We start from the raw sequence: 19,924 nt of genomic DNA on the forward strand, positions 1-19,924 counted from the left end.
GACTCCTATCGAAGAAATCAAGCGGTGTCTTCTGCGGGCGTGCGCCCCTGGTCACCCGCGCTTCCGGTCGCCACACACCGCCCGGTCCAGCAGACGGACCGCGGCCTCCACCTGCTCGAGGAAGCGCTTCTCGTCACCGAAGCGCGTGGTGAAGACAGCGGCCGCGGCCGACACCCGGCCGTCGGGCGTGACGGCGGTCTCGGAGGCGGTGCCGAAGGACGTACCGCCGTGGTACCAGATCCCGCCCCCGCAGCCCTCGGCCGGGCGCCAGGCGAGGCCGAGCCCGTAGCGGGTCCTGCCGCCGGTGGCATAGCCGGGCGCCGGGACGGTGGTGCGCATCTGCTCCAACTGCTCCGGCGGCAGCAGCCGACCGCCCATCAGGGCGCGCAGGAAGGTGTTCATGTCGCGGGTGGTGCTGATGATGCCGCCGTCCGCACCGCCGCCCACGGCCAGCGTGGTGTCGGTGAGGTCGTCCCGGCCGGGGAACTGCGTGTACCCGGCGGCCGTCGGCATCGGCACGTACGGCGAGGTGCCTGGTATCAGCGTGCGGCGCAGCCCCAACGGCTCGATGATCCGGTCGTGCACCTCCTGCGCCCAGGGGTTGCCGGTGGCCTTCTCGATGACCATCCCAAGCAGCACGTAGTTGGTGTTGGAGTACGCCCACTGCGTCTCGGCGCCCGGATCGTCCGCGTCCGGCAGCCAGCCGGGGGCGCGCTCCATCGCCACGGCGACCTGCTCCTCGGGGGTCTGCGAGCGGAACCGCTGTGCGTGGAAGCGCTCGGGCGTCAGCTCCGCCGGGTCCTCGAAGGTGATGTCCGTGTAGTTGGCCAGGCCGCTGGTGTGCTGGAGCAGGTTGCGCAGGGTGATGCGGCTGCCGTCGTTGCCGTTGCCGGCGACCACCCCGGGCAGCCACTGCTCGACGGTGTCGTCCAGGCTCAGCGTGCCTTCGCCGACGAGCTGGAGCGCGGCCACGGCCGTGAAGGTCTTGGTGTCACTGCCGATGCGGTAGTAGGCGTCGAAGGGCACCCGGCCCCCGTCCTTCAGGCTCGCGGTGCCGGACCGGGCCTGCGTCTCGCGCCCGGCCGCGTCCCGGGCGAGCACCGTCAGCCCGGTGGCTCCCGTGTCTCGCACCGCGTCCGCGTCCCGCTGCAGCCGCGACCGCGTGTCCCTGCCGGTGCCCATGGCCTCCGCCGTGGTGCCCGGCCCGAGAAGCGATGCGGTCCCGATTGCGGCGACCCCGGCCACGGCCAGCCCCGCACGCCACCGTCCGGACCGGCCCCACCGCGCACTTTTCGTGATCTCCATGGCCGGAACGCTACGGAGGGCCGGCGCCGCGGACCATCCGGCTGGCTGCCCGGACGGAGGTGGTGCTGACCCCCCTACCACCCGGCGGCCACCACCCTCCTTGCCGTCCCCCTGCTGATTGTGCCGGTGAGAAGCAGCAACGCGTGATGGTGAGTTCTGAGGTCGTCAGCGTCCTGTCGGTTCACAGCCACCGACACGGTGGAGATTAACTCGGTGGTGAGATCGCTGTAGAGGGCCCGGCACCAGTCCGTCGCGCCCGTCGAAGTACCGGTAGAGCGCGGGGAGGGACTCACGCCAACCGCACTCGCCACCGCTGCCAGCGTCAGCCCGTCAATGCCCTCCGCGGCCGCAATCTCGCGCACTGCTCGGCGCGTGTCGAGCAGGAGCTGTTCGCGTTGGCGTTGCCGGCGGATGCCAGAGGCCGTCCTTGCGCCGTCCATGGCGAGAGTCTCCTCCTCAATTCGCGGCTTCGCGTCGAGTGCGTGCTGCCGGACCCATAGTTCGAAGTCTCTTGCGTCATAGGCGGATTGACCCTGTCGACCCGCTCGAACGACTTGCACTGACGGCGCAGCGCCCCGCTAGATGTGTTGTCCTGGGACGTTGGTGACATGCGTGCTGGGTTCTTGAAATGGGGGAGGGCCTCCGGGTTCGGTGTGGATTGCGACATCTCCACCGAGTTCAGGAGGCCCTCGTGGTCCACCGTAATGCCCCGCTGACCGAGACCGGGAGACTCCGCCTGGCCCGCTGCGTCGTCGAGGACGGATGGTCCGTGCGGCGGGCGGCCGAGCGTTTCCAGGTCAGCCACACCACCGCCAGCCGCTGGGCCCGCCGCTACCGGCAGCTCGGCGTCACCGGAATGAGCGACCGCTCCAGCCGCCCGCACCACCAGCCCCGCAGGACCGCGGCCGCCGTCGAGGAGCAAGTTCTCCGGCCGCGACGCGAGCACGGGATCGGGCCGCTGCCACTGGCCGTCCGATGCGGCATCGCCGCCTCGACCGCCCACCGCATCCTGGTCCGGCACGGCCTGCCGCCACTGGCCGCCCTGGACCGGGCCACCGGCGAGCCCGTCCGCCGCTACGAACGCGCCCGACCCGGCGAACTGGTCCACATCGACGTCAAGAAGCTGGGCCGGATCCCCGAGGGCGGCGGCCACAAGACTCTCGGTCGGGCCGAAGGCCACCGCAGCCGGACCAACGGCGCCGGCTGGGCCTACCTGCACACCGCCCTCGACGACCACAGCCGCATCGCCTACACCGAGGACCTGCCCGACGAGACCGCCCCGACCTGCGCTGCCTTCCTCGTCCGGGCCACGGCCTACTTCGCATCCCTGGGCATCCGCATCGAACGGGTCCTGACCGACAACGCCTAGGCCTACAGCAAGAACACCTGGCGGAACACCTGTCGCGACCTGGACATCAGCCCCCGCTGGACCAGGCCCTGGCGGCCCCAGACCAACGGCAAGGTCGAACGCTTCCACCGCACCCTGCTCGACGAATGGGCCTACCAGAAGCCCTACACCTCAGACCACGAACGCAGGGAAGTGTTCACCCACTGGCTGCACTGGTACAACTACCACCGACCCCACACCGGCATCGGCGGCCACACACCCGCCAGCCGCGGCACCAACCTCTCCGAACGACACAGCTAGAGCGTGTCTCTTTGATTCATTGGTCAGTTGATCGGATGTGTCCGTCCGGTTAGTGATCACTGATGTGATGCGGGACCGGATCGAGCCGTTGATGCCGGCCGATCCGGTCGGCGGTCGGCGGTCGGCCGATCACCGCCGAACCCTGGAGGCCATCGCGTGGAAGTGCCGCACCTGCTCGCCCTGGCGGGACCTGCCCGACGAACTCGGCTCGTTCCAGACCGCCCACAAACGGCTGCTCAGGTGGGCCGTGGACGGCACCTGGGAACGCATCCTTGCCGCGGTCCTGGCAGCGCCGACGACGCTGACGACATCGGCTGGACCGTGTCGGTGGACTCCACCGTCTGCCGGGCTCACCAGCATTCCGCCGGCGCCAGGAAAAAAGGGCTCCAGGCCGGGCCGAACCCGACGGCCACGCGCTCGGACGCTCCCGCGGCGGCCTGAGCACGAAGGTCCATCTCGCCAGTGACGCCCGTGCATGGCCCCTGGCCCTCCGCGTCACCGCAGGCCAGGCGGGCGAAGCCCCGGCCTTCGAGACCGTCATGGCCGCCATCCGCGTTCCGCGAAGCGGCCCCGGACGACCGAGGACCCGCCCCGATGCCGTCTTCGCGGACCGCGCGTACTCATCCCGCGCGATCCGAAGTCACCTCCGCCAACGCGGAATCCACGCTGTCATCCCCAGCCCTCCGACCAGATCGGCCACCGGCTGCGGCGAGGCAGTGCCGGAGGCCGGCCGCCCGCCTTCGACGCCGAGGCATACAAGCAGCGCAACTCAGTCGAACGCTGCATCAACCGGCTCAAGCAATGGCGCGGCCTGGCCATGCGGACCGACAAGCTCGCCATCGCCTACCAGGCCGCGCTCCACCTCGCCGCGATCCTCATTTGGGCACGGCGATAGACCGCTCAGCGATCGACCACCCAACATGCGTCCGCAGGCCAAGAGCCCGTGCCAACGATGTGCTCCACGAGCCTGAATGCCTCACGGATGGGGACGGTGTCCTCATCCGGATACTCGTCGCCCTGCCCGTTGGAGAGGACGAACCCGTCGCTCGACCCCGCAGTTCCGGGGTCCACGGCGTGCTCGCCGGGATCACCCTCACCTTCGAACAGCACCACCATCGCTCGCTCGGCATTCGTCACGAAGACCAGCAACCGTCCAGACGAACTGGTCAGCCACGTCTCAAGCAGCCCGCTGTCGATCCTCGACCGAAGAGCCCCCACCACCCCCGCCGACGACACAGGGGCTGGGCTGTCGTCATTGATCACCCATGACTCGATCACGAGCACGACGATCTCACGGACGGATCCAAGAGACAGACCCTAGCCGAGATGGCCAGTTCAGCTACTGGTGGAAAGCCAGTCGGTCCGGCCGTAACCGCTCCCGAACTCACGCGTCCCGGCCGCGCTGGGAGGGAAACGCATCTCCGTACGGACGGTTGAGCGGGTGCGATCGCAAATCAGGCAGCTGAGAGAGCCACGGGCACACGGACTCCTTCGAGGCACCGACCGCATCATGCGCGCCAGTGCGTTCGACCTCACGTCGAAGCCGCACCGGAGCGCTCCGGTGCGGCTTCGACGTCTCACGGAACCGGGCAAAAATCCCACCAGGACCGACCTCGGTGGGACCTCGTCATATCACCTGCGTGTCACACAGCCATCAGCAACTAGGCAGACCGCCTCGGACCAAGAGGCTCTGACCTGCAATTTCATGCCCGCAGTGGACTGCCGTAGACGCCCCTGGACGGTCTCTACAACCTGTGCCATGTGGTACCGCACACGCAGGCAACTCCCATATTTCGGCGGTCCCAGATTTCGTGTGCTGCAACTGTCGAAGTCGCTGACTTCGAACTTCTTGCGGTGGCCAGCCCGGGGTTCTTGAAGATGAGGGGCCAATGCTCCCGCTGGAGGCGGACCCCTGTGGAGCACTTCAACTGCTGACTGAAGGCGCAGTACGGCGTAATTGGGTCCCGGAGGTCTAGCTGGTCCCTACTCAGATGGTCGACGGCGCCGTGAAGGTCGTCGACCGCCGTCCTGCAGCGGCGGGGATTGCTGCTACTAATCAGTAACCGACAACAATTCTGATTGTTGTCGGTAATCTTGCCTCCTGCACGCGACGCTGCGAGAGACACCAGGGGTGGGAATGCATCAGCCGAACGTCATCGGTGACTGGCGCGAGTACGAGGACGACCACAAAGGAATCCGGGTCCGCGTCCACTCGCTCAAGAAGGGGGACATCCCGCCCGAAGGCCGGGACAGCGACGCGAAGGGGCTCACCTACTTCAGCTTCCGCGTCACGGTTGAGAACCGTGCTGAGGAATGGTTCGAGATCAAGCTGGAACGGCGCCACATCGATGTCCGGGCCGGCAGGGACGGGGACTCCGTGTACCTCGACTACAACTCCCGGGAGATTGAAGGCTTCAAGCTGTATCCGCTGCGTCGCGCCTCAGCAACCTTCTACGCAGCCGCTCCCGCCCGCCGCCTCGACATCCTCGACATCCAGATCCGCATGCGCATCGACGACGAGCCGTCCGACCCGCAAGTGTGGGTCGGCGGCGCCGACGTGCCAGAGGCAGCTACCCGCACCTCCAAGAAGGCCACCCGCGCCAAGGATTCCCTCGCCAACGAAGTAAGCAAGTACCTGCAAGAACAGGGAGATGCGTGACGTGGGCGGCGCGTCCCGGCCCGCCCCGGAGAAGGATGCATCGTCAGCATGAGTCTGCGCGGTCAAACCGACGAGATCGTCGACGCCGAACTCGTCGAGGATGGGGAGCTGGTGCCCGTCGCTCCGGCGGCTGGGCTCCCGCTCGTCGACCAGCACACGGTGCTGATGCCCGGCGAGGCCATCCCGACGACCGGCGATCCGCGCACGACGTACACGGATCGGGACCTGTACGTCAGCGAGGAGACCGCCCAAGCCATCAAGGAGGCCGACGCGGAGGGATCGCCGCAGCGGCGCACCGCGATGCGGTTGTTCGAGGCGTGGTGTGCGGAGCAGGGGCGGGTGGCGAAGCCGTGCACGACGGCGACGTACACCGAGTACGGCCGGCACTTGATGGCGAAGGGCCTGAAGGCCAGCACGATCCGGCACTACATGTCTCTCATCCGTACGTCGATGCCGGCGGGGAAGAAGCCGGACAACAGCCTGTATCTGGCGCTGTTGGCGCAGTACCGGCGGAAGAACAAGCGGGCGCTGCGCAGGAAGGAGGCGTTCCCGATCACGCTGCCGTACCTGGTGCCGATGATGGAGAAGGCGGAGGCGGACGGCCGGCCGATCGGCTGGCGGGATGCGGCGATGTTCGCCTTTGGGTACCGGTTCCTCGGCCGCAGCGCTGAGGACGTCGGCTTGGACCTGGAGGACGTGATGATCCTCGACGATCGGGTGCTGGTGTGGCTTGCCGAGGACAAGACCCACAAGGGTGAGGAGCAGACGATCGCCCTGCATGACCGGGCGGACCTCAACCTGGTGTTTCGGATGCGTCGTTGGGTCGGCTACCTCGAGCAGCAGGACATCACGACCGGGCCCCTGTTCCGGGAGGTTCTGCGGAGTGGAAAGGTCGCGACGCCGGAGACCCGGGCCACGAAGGGGGGCGGGGCCACCAAGCGGGGCATCTACCTGCGCCCGCAGACCGTGAATGACCGGGTGAAGCTGTGGTTCGCGGCAGCCGGGCTGAAGAGCGACGGGCGTCCCGTCTCCTCTCACGGCCTTCGCGCCGGCGGCGCTACCGACCTCGGAGTGAGCGGCGCGACGGACGAGGAACTCTGGGAGGCCGGCCGGTGGAAGAAGGGCTCACCCATCCCCCGTGAGCGGTACGTACGCCCGGTCCAGGACGCCAACCGGGACGTCTTCCAGCGGGTTCCGGTGCACGATCTGGCGGTCGCGGCCGAGGGGTAGTACGCAGGAACGTCCGCCCCGCGCCCTCCGCGCGGTTACGGTGGTCGAGGGGGCCCGGTACTGCATCCCCCGTCGGTACCGGGCCCTTTCCTGCGCCGTCAGGCCCGGCCGCGGAGGCGCGCCCACATGGATGAGCGGGGCTGGGATACCGCTACGACGGCTTGTCCGAACGCTTCGAGGGCCGTCTCAAGCCGGGTGGTGTTCTTGATGTCACCGACGGCCGCAAGCAGTTCGTTCGTCGTCTCGACGACACGCTCCCACGGATGATCACCGCGTTCGGCATACGTCGGCACTGCCCATGCCTACGCCACCACCATCGTCGACCACCTCTCTCAGTGGACGCCCGGACTCCTGCGCATCCACTTCTACAGCGTCATCGCGTGGACCCCGAAGTCGGCGGCTACCTGCTCGACCGTCACGCCCGGGCCGCGATTCCTCGCGACCCGTACGACATCCTCGCGGAACTCTTCCGGATAAGGCTTGGGCACAGCGACATCCTTCCCACCCGCCCCACAGGGCAAGCCAGTTCAGATGTCACCCGATCGCGCAACAGACCCTTTCTCATGATGTACCGCCAGCAGACGAAGAACCTCCTGGGACCAGGATGCACCGTGCCCAGACTCAGCGCCTTTGCCAGTGCTGACGGCGGCTGAGCGGCAAGGCCGGACTCGGTCTCTCAGTCCGGTCACCTGCCGCGCAACGACTCTGAGTCGATCAATCCCAGATGCCCGAGTTCAACGGAGCGTAGTCAGCACCAAGTCAGCACGGGACAGGTGAGGACGGGTGATGACGTGGGATTTTAGTCAGCACCAAACCAGCACGGGAGTCAGCACCGCACCGTCAAATCGTACTGAACTACGCGTCCCGGACGGCACTCGTTTCGACCACCACCGATCTCCTGAACCGCCTTTCCACGAGTCGGCATGGTGGCCGCACGCATAGCCGACCCCCGAACTATGTTGCCCCGCCACATGTGCGCCTGACCTGCGGATTCCTACGGTGTGGCGACACGCAAACGTCCCCGTCACACCCCAGGAAGTGGTGCCGATGTCGTCGCCCGCAACCGCTCCACCAGCCCCGAACAACCTCAAGCGCATCGTCGCCGCGTCCCTCATCGGCACCACCATCGAGTGGTACGACTTCTTCCTCTACGGCTCCGCCGCCGCGCTCGTCTTCAACAAGCTGTTCTTCCCGGACTCCGATCCGCTGGTCGGCACGCTGCTGTCGTTCCTGACGTACGCCGTCGGGTTCGCCGCGCGGCCGCTCGGCGCGCTGGTCTTCGGGCACTACGGGGACCGGCTCGGGCGCAAGAAGCTGCTGGTGCTGAGCCTGTTGATGATGGGCGGGGCGACGTTCGCGATCGGGTTGCTGCCCACCCACGCGACCATCGGCAGCACCGCGCCCGTGCTGCTCACCGTGCTGCGGCTGGTCCAGGGGTTCGCGCTCGGCGGTGAGTGGGGCGGTGCCGTGCTGCTGGTGTCCGAGCACGGGGACGCGCGGCGGCGCGGGTTCTGGGCCTCGTGGCCGCAGACCGGCGCGCCGGCGGGGCAGTTGCTGGCGACCGGTGTGCTGTCGCTGCTGACCGCCGTGCTGTCGGACTCCGCGTTCGAGGCGTGGGGGTGGCGGATCCCGTTCCTGCTGTCCGGGGTGCTGGTGATCGTGGGTTTGTGGATTCGTCTCTCTGTCGACGAGTCGCCGGTGTTCAAGCAGGCGCTGGAGCGGGCCGAGGCCCGCAAGGCGGACTCGGGCGCCGAACGGATGCCGGTCGTGGCGGTCCTGCGGCACCACTGGCGTGATGTGCTGGTGGCGATGGGGGCACGTATGGCGGAGAACATCAGCTACTACGTGATCACCGCGTTCATCCTCGTGTACGCGACCACGTCCGCCGGGGTCTCGAAGCAGACCGCGCTCAACGCGGTGCTCATCGCCTCGGCGATCCACTTCGCCGTCATCCCGGGCTGGGGCGCGTTGTCCGACCGGCTCGGCCGGCGTCCGGTGTATCTGATCGGCGCGGTCGGGGTGGGGCTGTGGATGTTCCCGTTCTTCGCCCTGATCGACACCGGCGGTTTCGGCAGCCTGCTGCTGGCGGTGACCGTGGGTCTGGTACTGCACGGGGCGATGTACGCGCCGCAGGCCGCCTTCTTCTCCGAGATGTTCGCGACCCGGATGCGCTACTCCGGTGCCTCCATCGGCGCCCAGTTCGCCTCCGTCGCCGCGGGTGCGCCGGCGCCGCTCATCGCCACCGCGCTGCTCTCGGACCACGGCAGCTCCACGCCGATCGCGCTCTACGTCATCGCGGCGAGCCTGCTGACGGTCGTCGCCGTGGCGGCCGCCGAGGAGACCCGGCACCGGGACCTGTCGGACGCGGACCCGTCGGGTGACGCGGACGGACCGGTCGAGGCGGCCCAGGACGCGCGCACCGTCTGATCCCGCACGGCACCGGCCCCCGTACACGCCCCGCGTACGGGGGTCAGTGCCGTGCGGGAGGCGGCGTTCCCGCGGACAGGCGGTGCAGGCGCAGGGCGAGCTGGATCTCCAGGGCCCGGGCCGGGCCCTGCCAGTCGTCGCCGAGGAGGCGGCCGACGCGTTCCAGCCGCTGGGCGACCGTGTTGACGTGGACGTGCAGTTCGTCCTTGGTGCGGGCGGGGCTCATGCCGCAGGCGAAGTAGGCGTCGAGGGTGCGCAGCAGCTCGGTGCCGCGTCGTTCGTCGTACGCCACGACCTGGCCGATGGTGCGGGTCACGAAGCCGGCGATGTCCCGCTCGCCGGCCAGCAGCAGCCCCAGGAAGCCGAAGTCCTCGGCGGCGGAGCCGTCACCGGCGCGGCCGAGGAGGCGGAGGGCGTCCAGGCAGCGGCGGGCCTCCGCGTAGGCCGCCGCCACGGTGTCGGGGCGGGCGGTGAGGTGTTCGACCGGGGCGGACGCGCCGACGGTGACCGGTTCGTGGACGGCCGTGCCCAGGTGGCGGGCGGTGCGGCGGGCCAGCTCTGTGGCGGTGTCGCCGGGGGCGAGGGGCAGCAGCAGGACGGTGCCGCCGTCACGTGCGGCGGCGAGGCCCTGCCGGGTGGCCGCGAGGTGGGAGGCCGCGGCCCACAGCCGTCTGCGGGCGTCCGCCTCCTCGTCGGCGTCGGCGGCGGGTCCCTCCAGGCGGGCGGCGAGCACGGCGTGGGTGGCGTCGAGGTCGGCGCGCAGCCGGTCCGCGCGCTCGCGCAGCAGGCGGGGGTCGCGGTCGCGGGCGTCGAGCAGGTCGTCGAGCAGCTCGCCGCGGACGCGCTGTTCGGCCTCGGCGGCGGAGCGGCGGGCGAGCAGCAGGAGTGAGGTGACCATGGCCGCGCGTTCCAGCGTGCGCTGGTCGACGGGGTCGAGGCCGGGGTGGCCGCGCAGGACCAGCGCGCCGAGGAGTTCGTCGCCGGCGGCCACCGCGGCGATCCAGTCGTCCCGGTGCCGTACCGCGTGGCCTTCCGCCCGTGAGGACTCCAGGGCCTGGGCGGGGGCCGCGGTGGCCTCGGTGAACTCGACCGTGCCGTCCAGGACCTGGGAGACGGCGGCGGCCACGTCGTGCACCCCGCCGCCGCGCAGGACCAGCTCGGCCAGCCGGTCGTGGACGTCCGAGGCGCGCTCGATGACCGCGCTGCGGTCCTTGATGATCTCGTTGGCGCGTTCCAGGCCGGCGAGGGCCGAGCGGGTCTCGGCGAGCAGGTTGGCGGTGTCGATGGCGGCCGCGGCGAGGGCGGCGAAGGAACCGAGCAGGGCGATCTGCTCCCGTTCGAAGACCCTGGCCCGCCGGTCCGCGGCGAACAGGACGCCGATGACGTGGTGCCCCAGCATCAACGGCACGCCGAGGATGGCGACGAGTCCCTCGTCCCGCACGCCGGTGTCGATGCTGTGGGTGTGCTGGAAGCGGTCGTCGCGGAAGTAGTCGTCGGTGACGTAGGGGCGGGCGGTCTGGGCGACGAGGCCGCCGAGCCCCTCCCCCATGCCGAGGCGCAGTTGCTGGAAGCGGGCGGCGACCGAGCCCTCGGTGACCCGCATGTAGGTGTCGCCCCTGACCGGGTCGTTCAGGCTGAGGTAGGCCACGTCGGTGCCGAGCAGGGAGCGGGCGCGCTGCACGATCGCCTGGAGCACGGCGTCCAGGTCGCGCAGTCCGGCGAGGTCGTGGGCGGTCTCGAAGAGGGCGGACAGCTCGGCCTCCCGGCGGCGGCGCCCCTCCAGCTCCGCGCGCACCCGCAGGGCGAGCACCTTGGCCTGCTGGAGGGCGGCGATCCGCTCGGCGGGCAGTCCCTCGGCGCGGGCGAGCAGCACCGGCTGCTCGTACGCCTCGGCGGAGGCGCCGCGGGCCAGCAGCTCCAGGAACGGCGTCTCGGCGCCGCCGGAGGCGGGACGGGCGTCGGGACGGGCCCGCCCCGGCGCTCCGGCAGCGAGGGCGGGACGCTCGGCGGGCTGCACGTGATCGCGGGACATGCTCACAGGATTCCTCATCCCTCGGCCGCCCCGTCAGGCCTGTGGAAAACTCTGTCGGCCGACGGCCGGCCGCTGGTGGCCGGTGCCTCAGTGCGCGGTCCAGCCGCCGTCCAGGACCAGTGAGGTGCCGGTCACGAAGGACGCCCGCGGGCCGCACAGATAGGCCACCGCCTCGGCGACCTCCTCCGGTTCGATGAGCCGCCGGACGGCACTGTCCCGCAGCATCACCTCGGACAGGACGCGTTCCTCGGGGATGCCGTGGGTCCGGGCCTGGTCGGCGATCTGCTTCTCGACCAGTGGGGTGCGCACATAGGCGGGGTTCACACAGTTGGAGGTGACGCCGTGGGGCGCGCCTTCGAGGGCGGTGGTCTTGGACAGTCCCTCCAGGCCGTGTTTGGCGGCCACATAGGCGGACTTGTAAGCGGAGGCGCGCAGACCGTGGACCGAGGACACATTGACGATGCGGCCCCATCCCTGGCCGTACATGTGGGGCAGGGCGCCCCGGATGAGCCGGAAGGGTGCCTCCAGCATCACGGTGAGCATCGTGTGGAAGACGTCGGGCGGGAACTCCTCGATGGGGCGGACCAATTGCAGCCCGGCGTTGTTGACCAGCACGTCGGTGCCGGCGGCGGCGAGTTCGGCGGCGTCCAGGTCGGTGAGGTCCAGGACGTGCGGCTCGACGGCGCCCCCGGCGTCCCGGGCCGCCTCGGCGAGCGCTTCCAGGCCCGCGGCGTCCCGGTCGACGGCTCTGACCTCGGCCCCGGCGGCCGCGAGCCGCAGCGCGCAGGCGCGGCCGATGCCGCCGGCGGCGCCGGTGACGAGGGCGGTACGGCCACCGAGGTCGAGCGGGGTGGCGTGGGGGGCCGGAAGGGCACGGGGCGCGGTCATGTCTCGACCCTAGGCACCACCCCCACGGCGCCCCATGTGGGCAAGCCCTACAGTTCAGCCAGTTCCAGTGGGGTCGAACCATGTGGGTGCGTCGGACATGGCTTGCTTGATCCGGAAGTGCGCGAACTCGTTCAGCTCCGGCAGCGCGTCCACGGCGAACCAGCCGACGTCCAGCGACTCGTCGTCGTTGACCCGTGCCTCGCCGCCGAGGGCACGGCAGCGGAAGGTGATGTCCATGTACTGGCAGACGTCGCCGTTGCCGTACGTCACCGGGTCCAGCGCCTGGACCAGTACGACCCGCTCGACGGCGCAGCGCACCCCGGTCTCCTCCTCGACCTCCCGCACGGCGCAGACCGCGGGCTGCTCCCCGGGGTCGGGGATGCCGCCGATCACCGACCACTTGCGGGTGTCGGTCCGGCGGTTCAGCAGGACTCTGCCCTCGTCGTCGAAGACGAGGGCGGTGACCCCCGGGAGCCAGAGGAGCTGATGACCGGCGGAGGCGCGCAGGGTGCGGATGAAGTCAGGAGTAGCCATGCCCCGACCCTAACCGGCCGGTCAGGGTCCTCCCCGGCGCTTCAGGGGGCGTGCGGCGGGCGTACTACCGCACGTCACCGGCGCGTCGCCCGCGCACCCCGGCGACGACGGGCCGGCCCAGTCCGCCCGCGGCGACCAGGACGAGGGCGATCTCCGGGAGGATGCCGAGGCGGGTGGCGGGGGTCCGGGAGGTGCGCAGCGGCACCTCCTGCACCAGCGAGTCGGCGACGAACATGCCGGTCCTCTGCGTGATCTCCCCGTCGGGCATGATGACCGCGCTGACCCCGCTGGTCACCGGCACGGTGACGGCGCGGCTGTGCTCCACGGCGCGGACCCGGGACATGGCGAGCTGCTGGTAGGTCATCTCGCTGCGGCCGAACGTGGCGTTGTTGCTGGGCACCGAGATCATCTGGGCGCCGGCGGTGACCGTGTCGCGCACCGCCCAGTCGAAGGCGGCCTCGTAGCAGGTGACCAGGCCGACGCCGGCACCGTTCATGGTGAAGACGCCCGGCTCGCCGCCCCGGCTGAAGTCCCGGCTGACCATCGACGTCCAGTTCTCGTTGATCGCCCCCACCAGCGAGCGCAGCGGGAGGTACTCGCCGAACGGCTGGATCTGCCGTTTGTCGTAGGTGTCGACGGGGCCCTTCTCCGGGTCCCAGAGGATCTGCTCGTTGAGCAGCTCGCCGTCCCTGTCGACCACCCCGCCGACCGAGATGGGCGCGTCGATGGCCTTGGCCGCCCTGTCGATGACGGTGCGCGCGTCGGGGTTGGTGAAGGGGTCGATGTCGGAGGAGTTCTCCGGCCACAGCACGATGTCGGGGTGCTCGGCCCTGCCGGCCGCGACGTCGGCGGCCAGGCGCTCCGTCTCCCGCGCGTGGTAGTCGAGGACCGCGCGCCGCTGGGCGTTGAAGTCGAGACCGAGGCGGGGCACGTTGCCCTGGATGACGGCGACGGTCACGGTGCCGGCCTCGGCCTTGTCGCTGACCAGCGACCGGGCGGCGAAGGCGGCCACCAGCGGCACGGCGACGCTCAGCACGCCGACGGCCGCCGCGGCCCGCCGTACGGTTCCGGTGCGCCGGGCCCGCAGGGTCAGCCGGACGATCTCGTACAGGCCGAAGCCGCACAGCACGACGGCGAAGCCCAGCACCGGGGTGCCGCCGAGCGCGGCGAGCGGCAGGAAGACGCCGTCCGCCTGACCGAACGCGACCTTGCCCCAGGGGAAGCCGCTGAACGGCACGCGCGCGCGTAGCGCCTCACCGGCGATCCACAGCGCCGCCGCCCACACCGGCCACCCGGGGAGTTTCGACACCGCGGCGACGCCCGCGCCGACCAGCGCGACGAAGACCGCCTCGATCACCACGAGGGCGATCCACGGGCCGGGCCCGACCTCCACACCGGTCCACACCAGCAGCGGCAGCAGGAAGCCGAGGCCGAAGAGGTAGCCGAGGCCGAGCGCCGCCTTCCAGCTCCGGCCGCGCAGCGCCCAGCCGAAGACGGCGAAGGCGGGCAGGGCCAGCCACCACAGGGTGCGCGGCGGGAAGCTGACGTAGAGGAGCAGGCCCGAGAGCGCGGCTGCGGCGGCCGGGAGGAGGCGCACCAGCCGCCCGCCCCGCGCCGGGGGCGCGGTCTGCGGCGGCATCGGGTCCGACTCGTCGACGGAGGTTGCGGTGACGGTCACTCCGGGAGTCTACGGCGCGTGACCTGGCGGCCGACAGCACGGTCGGCGGGGTGCGGTAGGCCGGGCAGGCCCTCGCCGCCCCCGGGTGCGCGGGCTGTGTGCGGGCTGTGTGCAGCATCGTTTCCTCGCGACTTGTCACCACACATCCCCAAACCGGGCACCAGCCGTTACCGTGTGCCGGTGCCCTGGTCGTGCGGCCCGTCGCGGCGCCGGCGGCGGCCGGGGCCCGTCACAGGTCGGGGGCGACGACGTGGTGCGGGGTGCGGGGTGGGTTCCACAGGGATGGCTTCCGCCGGTCCGGATGCGGACGGCGAGAGACGGATCGGTGCGGACGCGGCGGGGGTCGCGGTGCTGGGGGCCTGCGCGGCCTGGCCACTGATCACGGCGGCGGTCCGGGGCGGCCGTCCCGAGGGGATGCTGCTCGCGGTCCTCGCCGTGACCGCGGGCTACGCGGCGGGCCGGATCGGCGGTGCGCTGCTGCCGGTGGCGGCGCCGTGCGCGGGTGCCCTGGCCGGCGTCGGCCTGACGGTGACGGTGCCGCATCTGGCGCCGGGCCCGCAGATCACCGCTCCGCTGGGGCACGCCGGCGCGACGACCGCGATGCTGGCCCTGTCGGCCGGTGCCGCCTGCTGTGCGGCTTGGGCGGCCTCCGCGCGGGCGGTGCGGTTCGCGCTGTGCCTGCCGGCCGCGGGGGTCGTGGTGGCCGCGGCCGTACTGGGCTCCGTCTCCGGGTGCGTCGCGGGCGCGGCGGTGCTGCTGTGCTCCCTCGCTGTGGGCCGGATACGGCGTCGGGGTGCCGCCCTCGCCGGGCTGGCCGTGGTGGCCTCCGGGGTGACGGGGCTGATCTGGGCGGTGGCCGACGGCGCTGTGCCGGAAGGGGTCGCAGCGTCGCTGGAGGGGCGGCTGACCGCGCACCGCGTGGGGCTGTGGCGGGACGCGCTCGGCATGGTCCGGGAGCATGCGTGGCTGGGGGTGGGGCCGGGGCGTTTCGGGGAGCTGAGCACGGCGTCGGGGCAGTCGCCGTCGGCGGACGGCAAACCGCATTCCGCGCCGTTGCAGTTGGCGGCGGAGCAGGGGGTCGTGGGGGTGGTGCTGTTGGGGGTGGCCTTCGGGTGGCTGTTGTACGCGTTGTGGCGCAGTCCTCGGGGGACGCCGGTGGTGCTCAGTGCGGGGGTTTCTCTGACGGTGCTCGCTGTCGTCGCCGCGGTGGGCAACGCGTTGAGCTTCACGGCGGTGTCCGTGGGGGGCGGGGTGCTGGCGGGGCTGGCCACGTCGCGGCCGTTCACGGAGGACGTGGGGCGCCGTGATGCGCGTCCGCGCGGGTGACTCGGCGCTCACGGGGGTGTTCGCGCGGGTGACTCGGTGCTCGCGGGGGGAGTCGCGCTGCCCGGCGCTTGCGGGGTGCCTCCCCCACTCCCGGTTTCTCCCCCATTCTCGGCTTCGCTCGAGCGGGGGAGGCACGACTGCCCGCGGAGGGCAGGGACGCGGCATGGCTGTGTGGTCAGTGCTTGTGGGGGCGGAGGCGGTCTCGGATCACTGTCACCGCTGCTTCCGCGTCGTCCACCGTCACCGTGAAGGTGTGGCCGTCCCACAGGCGCAGGACGATGCCCTCACCGCGGCGCACGACGACCGCCGTGCCCTTCTCGGGGCGCCAGCGGTACCCCCAGCCGCCCCAGTGCCGCGGGGTGACGTGCGGGGCGAACTCCGCGCCCGCGACGTGCGAGAGCGGGATGCGGCGGCGGGGCACGCCGATGTGGCCGCAGCGCACCTCCAGGTGGTCCTCGTCGACCCGCAGCGCGACATGCACGAAGGCGAGGGTGCCGAACAGGACCAGCAGCCCGGCGGCGATGCAGCCGACGACGGCCATGGCCAGCGGCGCGATGCCGGACGTCCACTTGGAGTCGACGGCCAGCGCGATGCCGAGCGCCAGGCAGGCGACGCCGATCAGCGCCAGGAACCACTGGAAGCGGTTGGTCGCGCGACCGGTCCAGACCTCGGGGTACGGGGCATGCTCGCCGCGGCGGTGGTCCCTCATGGATTCGAGGTTACTCAGGATCCGCTCCGCGGGTACCGCGTGGCGCTGCGTTACTGGGCCGTCCGGGCGGCAGCGGCGTGCCGCAGCAGCCGGCCCTCCGCGTAGGTGAGGGCGGCCGTGGGCAGCGCGCCCTCGCGTCCGCTCAGCAGCACCGTCAGGGTGCCGCTCGCCGGCGCCTGGGGGGCGGGCTGCTCGCCGAGGCGGCGCAGGGCCTGGGCGGCCACCGCTCCGGCGGAGCCGTGCAGGGCGAGCGGCGGGTGGCCGGGGCGCTGCACGGCGGCCCGGATGCGCTCGGCGACCAGTTCGTAATGGGTGCAGCCCAGGACGACGGTCGTCACGTCGTCCGGGGTGAGTTCGGCGGCCGCGGCGACGGCTGCGTCGATCGCCGTCTCGTCCGCGCGCTCCACCGCCTCGGCAAGCCCCCAGCACGGCACCTCGGTGACGGTGACGCCGTCGGCGAAGTTCTCGATCAGGTCCCGCTGGTAGGGGCTGCCGGTCGTGGCCGGTGTGGCCCAGATCGCCAGCGGTCCGCCGCCGGCCGCGGCCGGTTTGATCGCCGGGACGGTGCCGATGACCGGCAGACCGGGCTCGAGGCGGGCGCGCAGCGCGGTGAGGGCGTGCACCGTGGCGGTGTTGCAGCCGACGATCAGCGCGTCGGGCCGGTGCGCGGCGGCGGCCTCGGCGACGGCGAGGGCGCGCTCGGTGAGGTCCTCCGGGGTCCTGGGTCCCCAGGGCATGCCGTCGGGGTCGAGGGAGAGGACGAGATCGGCGTCGGGGCGCAGCCGCCGTACCGCGGCGGTGGCCGCCAGCAGCCCGATTCCGGAGTCCATGAGCGCGATCTTCACCCGGCCACGATAGACGATGAGCCGCTTCGGGCCCCTGCCGTGGGGCAGACTGCGGCAGGTGAGCGCCATTGTGTGGAGTGCCGCCGGATCACTCGCCGCCTGGTGGTGGCTGCTGTTCTGCCAGGGCTTCTTCTGGCGTACGGATGTGCGGCTCCCGCCGTCCCGCGACCCGGGTACCTGGCCGTCGGTGTGTGTCGTGGTCCCCGCGCGGGACGAGGCGGCGGTGCTGCCCGCGAGCCTGCCCTCGCTGCTCGCCCAGGACTATCCGGGCCGGGCCGAGGTCTTCCTCGTCGACGACGGCAGCACGGACGGCACCGGGGAGCTCGCGCGGGAGCTCGCGGACCGGCACGGCGGGCTGCCGCTCACGGTGGGCTCTCCGGGCGAGCCGCCCGCCGGCTGGACCGGCAAGCTGTGGGCGGTGCGGCACGGCATGGGACTGGCACGCGCGCGTGACCCCGAGTACCTGCTGCTGACGGACGCCGACATCGCGCACGCCCCGGACAGTCTGCGCCGGCTGGTGGCGGCGGCTCGTACCGGGGGGTTCGACATCGTGTCGCAGATGGCCCGGCTGCGGGTGGCGAGCCTCTGGGAGCGCCTGGTCGTACCGGCGTTCGTCTACTTCTTCGCGCAGCTGTACCCGTTCCGCCGGATCGGGCGGGAGGGGACCCGTACGGCCGCCGCGGCGGGCGGCTGTGTGCTGCTGCGCGCCGAGGCGGCCGAGCGGGCGCGGGTCCCGGACGCGATCCGGGGGGCCGTCATCGACGACGTGGCGCTCGCCCGCGCGGTGAAGCGGAGCGGCGGACGGGTCTGGCTGGGGCTCGCGGACCGGGTGGACAGCGTGCGTCCGTATCCGCGGCTGCGCGATCTGTGGCGCATGGTGTCGCGGAGCGCGTACGCGCAGTTGCGGCACAGTCCGGTGCTGCTGGCCGGTACGGTCGCCGGGCTGGTGCTGGTGTATCTGGTGCCGCCCGTCGCGGTGGTCGCGGGCGCGGTGACGGGGAGCGGGGCCGCGGTGGTCCTCGGCGCGGCGGCCTGGCTGGTGATGTCGGGGACGTACGTGCCGATGCTCCGGTACTGCCGGCAGCCGCTGTGGCTCGCTCCCCTGCTGCCGTTCACCGCGTTCCTGTACCTCCTGATGACGGTGGACTCGGCGGTGCAGCACCGCCGGGGGCGCGGTGCGGCCTGGAAGGGCCGCACCTACGCACGTCCGGACGCCGTGCCGGACGAGGGGTGAACAGCCCTCACTTGCGGCCGGGGGTCCAGTTCATGCCCCATCCGTAGGCGTGGTCGACGGTGCGCTGCGGGCTCACTCCCCGCTCGGGGACCAGGTAGCGGGCCTCGCGCTGGACGACGAGCTCGCCGCCTCCGGTGTTGGTGATCAGGGCGAGCGCGCACACCGTCGAGGGGACGGTGCACTCGTCGAGGGAGAAGTCGATCGGCGCGCCGTGCTGCGGCCGGAGCGTGACCGTGGCGTGCAGGTCGGCGAAGGAGCGGGCGCCCTCGTAGATGGTGACGAAGACGAGGACGCGCCGGAGGAGGTGTTTGTGGTCGAGGTTGACGGTGAGGTTCTCGCCGCTGCTCACGGCACCGGTGCGGTCGTCGCCGTCCAGGTGGATGAAGGGGGGCTGGTGCAGTGCCCCGAAGGCGTTGCCGAGGGCCTGGACGACGCCCTTGCGCCCGTCGGTGAGCTCGTACAGGGCGCACAGGTCGAGGTCGAGGTCGGAGTGCATGGCGACCGGGCGGCCCAGCTTGCCGGCCCAGCCCGAGAACTGCTTGCGGACCTCCCAGTTGAGGTTCACGTGCAGGGCGCCCGACGTGCCGCCCTGCTTGGTCAGGGAGACGGAGGGCGCCGCCTTGGTGAGCGTCACCTTCGTCAGCCGGACCGGCGTGGGGGGCGCGGACGGCGGAGGCGGTGCGACCGGAGGGGGCATGGTGACCGGGGGCGCGACGGGCGGCACCGGGGCCGTGGGGGCGGCGGGTGCCGCGGGGGCGTGCCGCGGTTCGTCCACCGTGATGCCGTAGTCGGTGGCGAGGCCCTCGAGTCCGCTGCTGTACCCCTGGCCGACGGCGCGGAACTTCCAGGCGCCCTGGCGCCGGTAGAACTCGCCGAGGACGAACGCCGTCTCGGTGGTCGCGCCCGTGCTGTCGAAGCGGGCCGCCACGGTGCCGTTCGCGGCGTCCTTGACCTCGATGTACAGGTCCTGGACCTGTCCGAAGGTGCCGCCGTCGCAGGAGGCGGCCAGGATCACCGTCTCGATGCCGGGCTCCACCCGCGTGAGGTCGACGAGCAGGGTGTCGGTGACCCGCCCTCCCGCGTCCCGCTTGCCCTCGTGGCGTACGGCGCCGGAGGCGTGGGCGGGCTGGTTGTAGAAGACGAAGTCGTCGTCGGAGCGGACCTTCCCGCCGGTCAGCAGGAGGGCCGAGGCGTCCGCGTCGGGTACGCCGGGGCCGGAGCGCCGGCCCACGTCCACCCGCAGTGCCGTCGTCGGCACCGGTGTGTTCGATCCCTTCGGCATTGACATGTCCGCCCCCATCACGGGTCGCCGCGCCGGGCCGGGCCCCGGCATCCGTCGGTGTTCGTGCGCACAACTTATTCCCCCGCGCGGGGAACTCCCATGGGGAGTGCGCGGGAACCGGTGGCCG

Annotated in this window: 17 protein-coding genes and 2 pseudogenes; 8 read left to right on the top strand and 11 right to left on the bottom strand. The window is 71.6% G+C overall.

Translation table 11 applies throughout. From position 1 onward, the window contains the following. Positions 1–51: 51 nt before the first annotated feature. Positions 52–1,305, bottom strand: a complete 1,254-nt coding sequence (locus ACZ62B_RS02120) for a serine hydrolase domain-containing protein (RefSeq protein WP_468885883.1) — start codon at positions 1,303–1,305, stop codon at positions 52–54. Positions 1,306–1,379: 74 nt separating this feature from the next. Next, positions 1,380–1,745 (bottom strand): hypothetical protein, encoded by a 366-nt coding sequence (locus tag ACZ62B_RS02125; RefSeq protein WP_468885882.1) that lies wholly within the window; start codon positions 1,743–1,745, stop codon positions 1,380–1,382. 251 nt (positions 1,746–1,996) lie between these two features. Between ACZ62B_RS02125 and ACZ62B_RS02130 the strand changes: the two are divergent. After that, positions 1,997–2,953: pseudogene (locus ACZ62B_RS02130) on the top strand (IS481 family transposase). A gap of 67 nt (positions 2,954–3,020) precedes the next feature. Then, positions 3,021–3,848: pseudogene (locus tag ACZ62B_RS02135) on the top strand (IS5 family transposase). 5 nt (positions 3,849–3,853) lie between these two features. Here ACZ62B_RS02135 and ACZ62B_RS02140 read toward each other — a convergent pair. Then, positions 3,854–4,237: a hypothetical protein gene (locus ACZ62B_RS02140; RefSeq protein WP_468885879.1), complete on the bottom strand. Its 384-nt coding sequence runs from the start codon at positions 4,235–4,237 to the stop codon at positions 3,854–3,856. Positions 4,238–5,090: 853 nt separating this feature from the next. On the opposite strand from ACZ62B_RS02140, the gene ACZ62B_RS02145 reads away from it, so the two are divergent. Both ACZ62B_RS02145 and ACZ62B_RS02150 read left to right on the top strand, forming a co-directional pair. After that, a complete protein-coding gene (locus ACZ62B_RS02145) occupies positions 5,091–5,612 on the top strand; it encodes a hypothetical protein (RefSeq protein WP_114873073.1) in 522 nt (173 codons plus the stop codon). A 48-nt stretch (positions 5,613–5,660) separates the two neighbouring features. Next, positions 5,661–6,842, top strand: a complete 1,182-nt coding sequence (locus ACZ62B_RS02150) for a tyrosine-type recombinase/integrase (RefSeq protein ID WP_468885877.1) — start codon at positions 5,661–5,663, stop codon at positions 6,840–6,842. 98 nt (positions 6,843–6,940) lie between these two features. On the opposite strand, the gene ACZ62B_RS02155 is transcribed toward ACZ62B_RS02150, so the two are convergent. Further along, positions 6,941–7,135, bottom strand: a complete 195-nt coding sequence (locus ACZ62B_RS02155) for a hypothetical protein (RefSeq protein WP_468885875.1) — start codon at positions 7,133–7,135, stop codon at positions 6,941–6,943. Between the two features lie 87 nt (positions 7,136–7,222). On the opposite strand from ACZ62B_RS02155, the gene ACZ62B_RS02160 reads away from it, so the two are divergent. Both ACZ62B_RS02160 and ACZ62B_RS02165 read left to right on the top strand, forming a co-directional pair. Continuing rightward, positions 7,223–7,495 carry a hypothetical protein gene (locus tag ACZ62B_RS02160; RefSeq protein ID WP_155553632.1) on the top strand — a complete coding sequence of 91 codons (273 nt, stop codon included), beginning with the start codon at positions 7,223–7,225 and terminating at the stop codon, positions 7,493–7,495. A gap of 394 nt (positions 7,496–7,889) precedes the next feature. Further along, entirely contained in the window at positions 7,890–9,269 is a 1,380-nt protein-coding gene (locus ACZ62B_RS02165) for an MFS transporter (RefSeq protein WP_469689144.1), read from the top strand. Positions 9,270–9,312: 43 nt separating this feature from the next. On the opposite strand, the gene ACZ62B_RS02170 is transcribed toward ACZ62B_RS02165, so the two are convergent. From ACZ62B_RS02170 to lnt, 4 genes are all read right to left on the bottom strand, one after another. Further along, positions 9,313–11,301, bottom strand: a complete 1,989-nt coding sequence (locus tag ACZ62B_RS02170) for a helix-turn-helix domain-containing protein (protein ID WP_468722536.1) — start codon at positions 11,299–11,301, stop codon at positions 9,313–9,315. 87 nt (positions 11,302–11,388) lie between these two features. Further along, positions 11,389–12,189: a 3-hydroxybutyrate dehydrogenase gene (locus ACZ62B_RS02175; protein WP_469689145.1), complete on the bottom strand. Its 801-nt coding sequence runs from the start codon at positions 12,187–12,189 to the stop codon at positions 11,389–11,391. Positions 12,190–12,243: 54 nt separating this feature from the next. Further along, on the bottom strand, positions 12,244–12,723 hold the full coding sequence (locus ACZ62B_RS02180) for an NUDIX hydrolase (protein ID WP_468722532.1): 480 nt from the start codon (positions 12,721–12,723) through the stop codon (positions 12,244–12,246). Between the two features lie 64 nt (positions 12,724–12,787). Then, positions 12,788–14,401 (bottom strand): apolipoprotein N-acyltransferase, encoded by a 1,614-nt coding sequence (lnt, locus tag ACZ62B_RS02185; protein WP_469689146.1) that lies wholly within the window; start codon positions 14,399–14,401, stop codon positions 12,788–12,790. Positions 14,402–14,683: 282 nt separating this feature from the next. On the opposite strand from lnt, the gene ACZ62B_RS02190 reads away from it, so the two are divergent. Then, entirely contained in the window at positions 14,684–15,727 is a 1,044-nt protein-coding gene (locus ACZ62B_RS02190) for an O-antigen ligase family protein (RefSeq protein WP_468722529.1), read from the top strand. A gap of 175 nt (positions 15,728–15,902) precedes the next feature. Here the strand turns inward: ACZ62B_RS02190 and ACZ62B_RS02195 are convergent, their stop codons facing one another. Together ACZ62B_RS02195 and ACZ62B_RS02200 are read right to left on the bottom strand one after the other, a co-directional pair. Further along, positions 15,903–16,436 carry a hypothetical protein gene (locus tag ACZ62B_RS02195; RefSeq protein WP_344562196.1) on the bottom strand — a complete coding sequence of 178 codons (534 nt, stop codon included), beginning with the start codon at positions 16,434–16,436 and terminating at the stop codon, positions 15,903–15,905. Positions 16,437–16,486: 50 nt separating this feature from the next. Beyond that, a complete protein-coding gene (locus ACZ62B_RS02200; RefSeq protein WP_344562194.1) occupies positions 16,487–17,281 on the bottom strand; it encodes a glutamate racemase in 795 nt (264 codons plus the stop codon). 16 nt (positions 17,282–17,297) lie between these two features. Here ACZ62B_RS02200 and ACZ62B_RS02205 point away from each other — a divergent pair, with 16 nt between their 5' ends. After that, positions 17,298–18,515: a glycosyltransferase gene (locus ACZ62B_RS02205; RefSeq protein WP_344562192.1), complete on the top strand. Its 1,218-nt coding sequence runs from the start codon at positions 17,298–17,300 to the stop codon at positions 18,513–18,515. A 7-nt stretch (positions 18,516–18,522) separates the two neighbouring features. On the opposite strand, the gene ACZ62B_RS02210 is transcribed toward ACZ62B_RS02205, so the two are convergent. Next, entirely contained in the window at positions 18,523–19,797 is a 1,275-nt protein-coding gene (locus tag ACZ62B_RS02210; protein ID WP_344562346.1) for a TerD family protein, read from the bottom strand. Positions 19,798–19,924 lie beyond the last annotated feature (127 nt).

The sequence above is a fragment of the Streptomyces sp. NPDC053426 genome, from assembly GCF_055585405.1.

Excerpts from the sequence above, each read along its gene's own strand:
- ACZ62B_RS02210 (WP_344562346.1), bottom strand. The coding sequence starts at position 19,797 with ATGCCGAAGGGATCGAACACACCGGTGCCGACGACGGCACTGCGGGTG.
- ACZ62B_RS02175 (WP_469689145.1), bottom strand. The coding sequence starts at position 12,189 with ATGACCGCGCCCCGTGCCCTTCCGGCCCCCCACGCCACCCCGCTCGAC.
- ACZ62B_RS02190 (WP_468722529.1), top strand. The coding sequence starts at position 14,684 with ATGGCTTCCGCCGGTCCGGATGCGGACGGCGAGAGACGGATCGGTGCG.
- ACZ62B_RS02165 (WP_469689144.1), top strand. The coding sequence starts at position 7,890 with ATGTCGTCGCCCGCAACCGCTCCACCAGCCCCGAACAACCTCAAGCGC.
- ACZ62B_RS02125 (WP_468885882.1), bottom strand. The coding sequence starts at position 1,745 with ATGGACGGCGCAAGGACGGCCTCTGGCATCCGCCGGCAACGCCAACGC.
- ACZ62B_RS02195 (WP_344562196.1), bottom strand. The coding sequence starts at position 16,436 with ATGAGGGACCACCGCCGCGGCGAGCATGCCCCGTACCCCGAGGTCTGG.
- ACZ62B_RS02145 (WP_114873073.1), top strand. The coding sequence starts at position 5,091 with ATGCATCAGCCGAACGTCATCGGTGACTGGCGCGAGTACGAGGACGAC.
- ACZ62B_RS02120 (WP_468885883.1), bottom strand. The coding sequence starts at position 1,305 with ATGGAGATCACGAAAAGTGCGCGGTGGGGCCGGTCCGGACGGTGGCGT.
- ACZ62B_RS02205 (WP_344562192.1), top strand. The coding sequence starts at position 17,298 with ATGAGCCGCTTCGGGCCCCTGCCGTGGGGCAGACTGCGGCAGGTGAGC.
- ACZ62B_RS02150 (WP_468885877.1), top strand. The coding sequence starts at position 5,661 with ATGAGTCTGCGCGGTCAAACCGACGAGATCGTCGACGCCGAACTCGTC.
- ACZ62B_RS02180 (WP_468722532.1), bottom strand. The coding sequence starts at position 12,723 with ATGGCTACTCCTGACTTCATCCGCACCCTGCGCGCCTCCGCCGGTCAT.
- ACZ62B_RS02170 (WP_468722536.1), bottom strand. The coding sequence starts at position 11,301 with ATGTCCCGCGATCACGTGCAGCCCGCCGAGCGTCCCGCCCTCGCTGCC.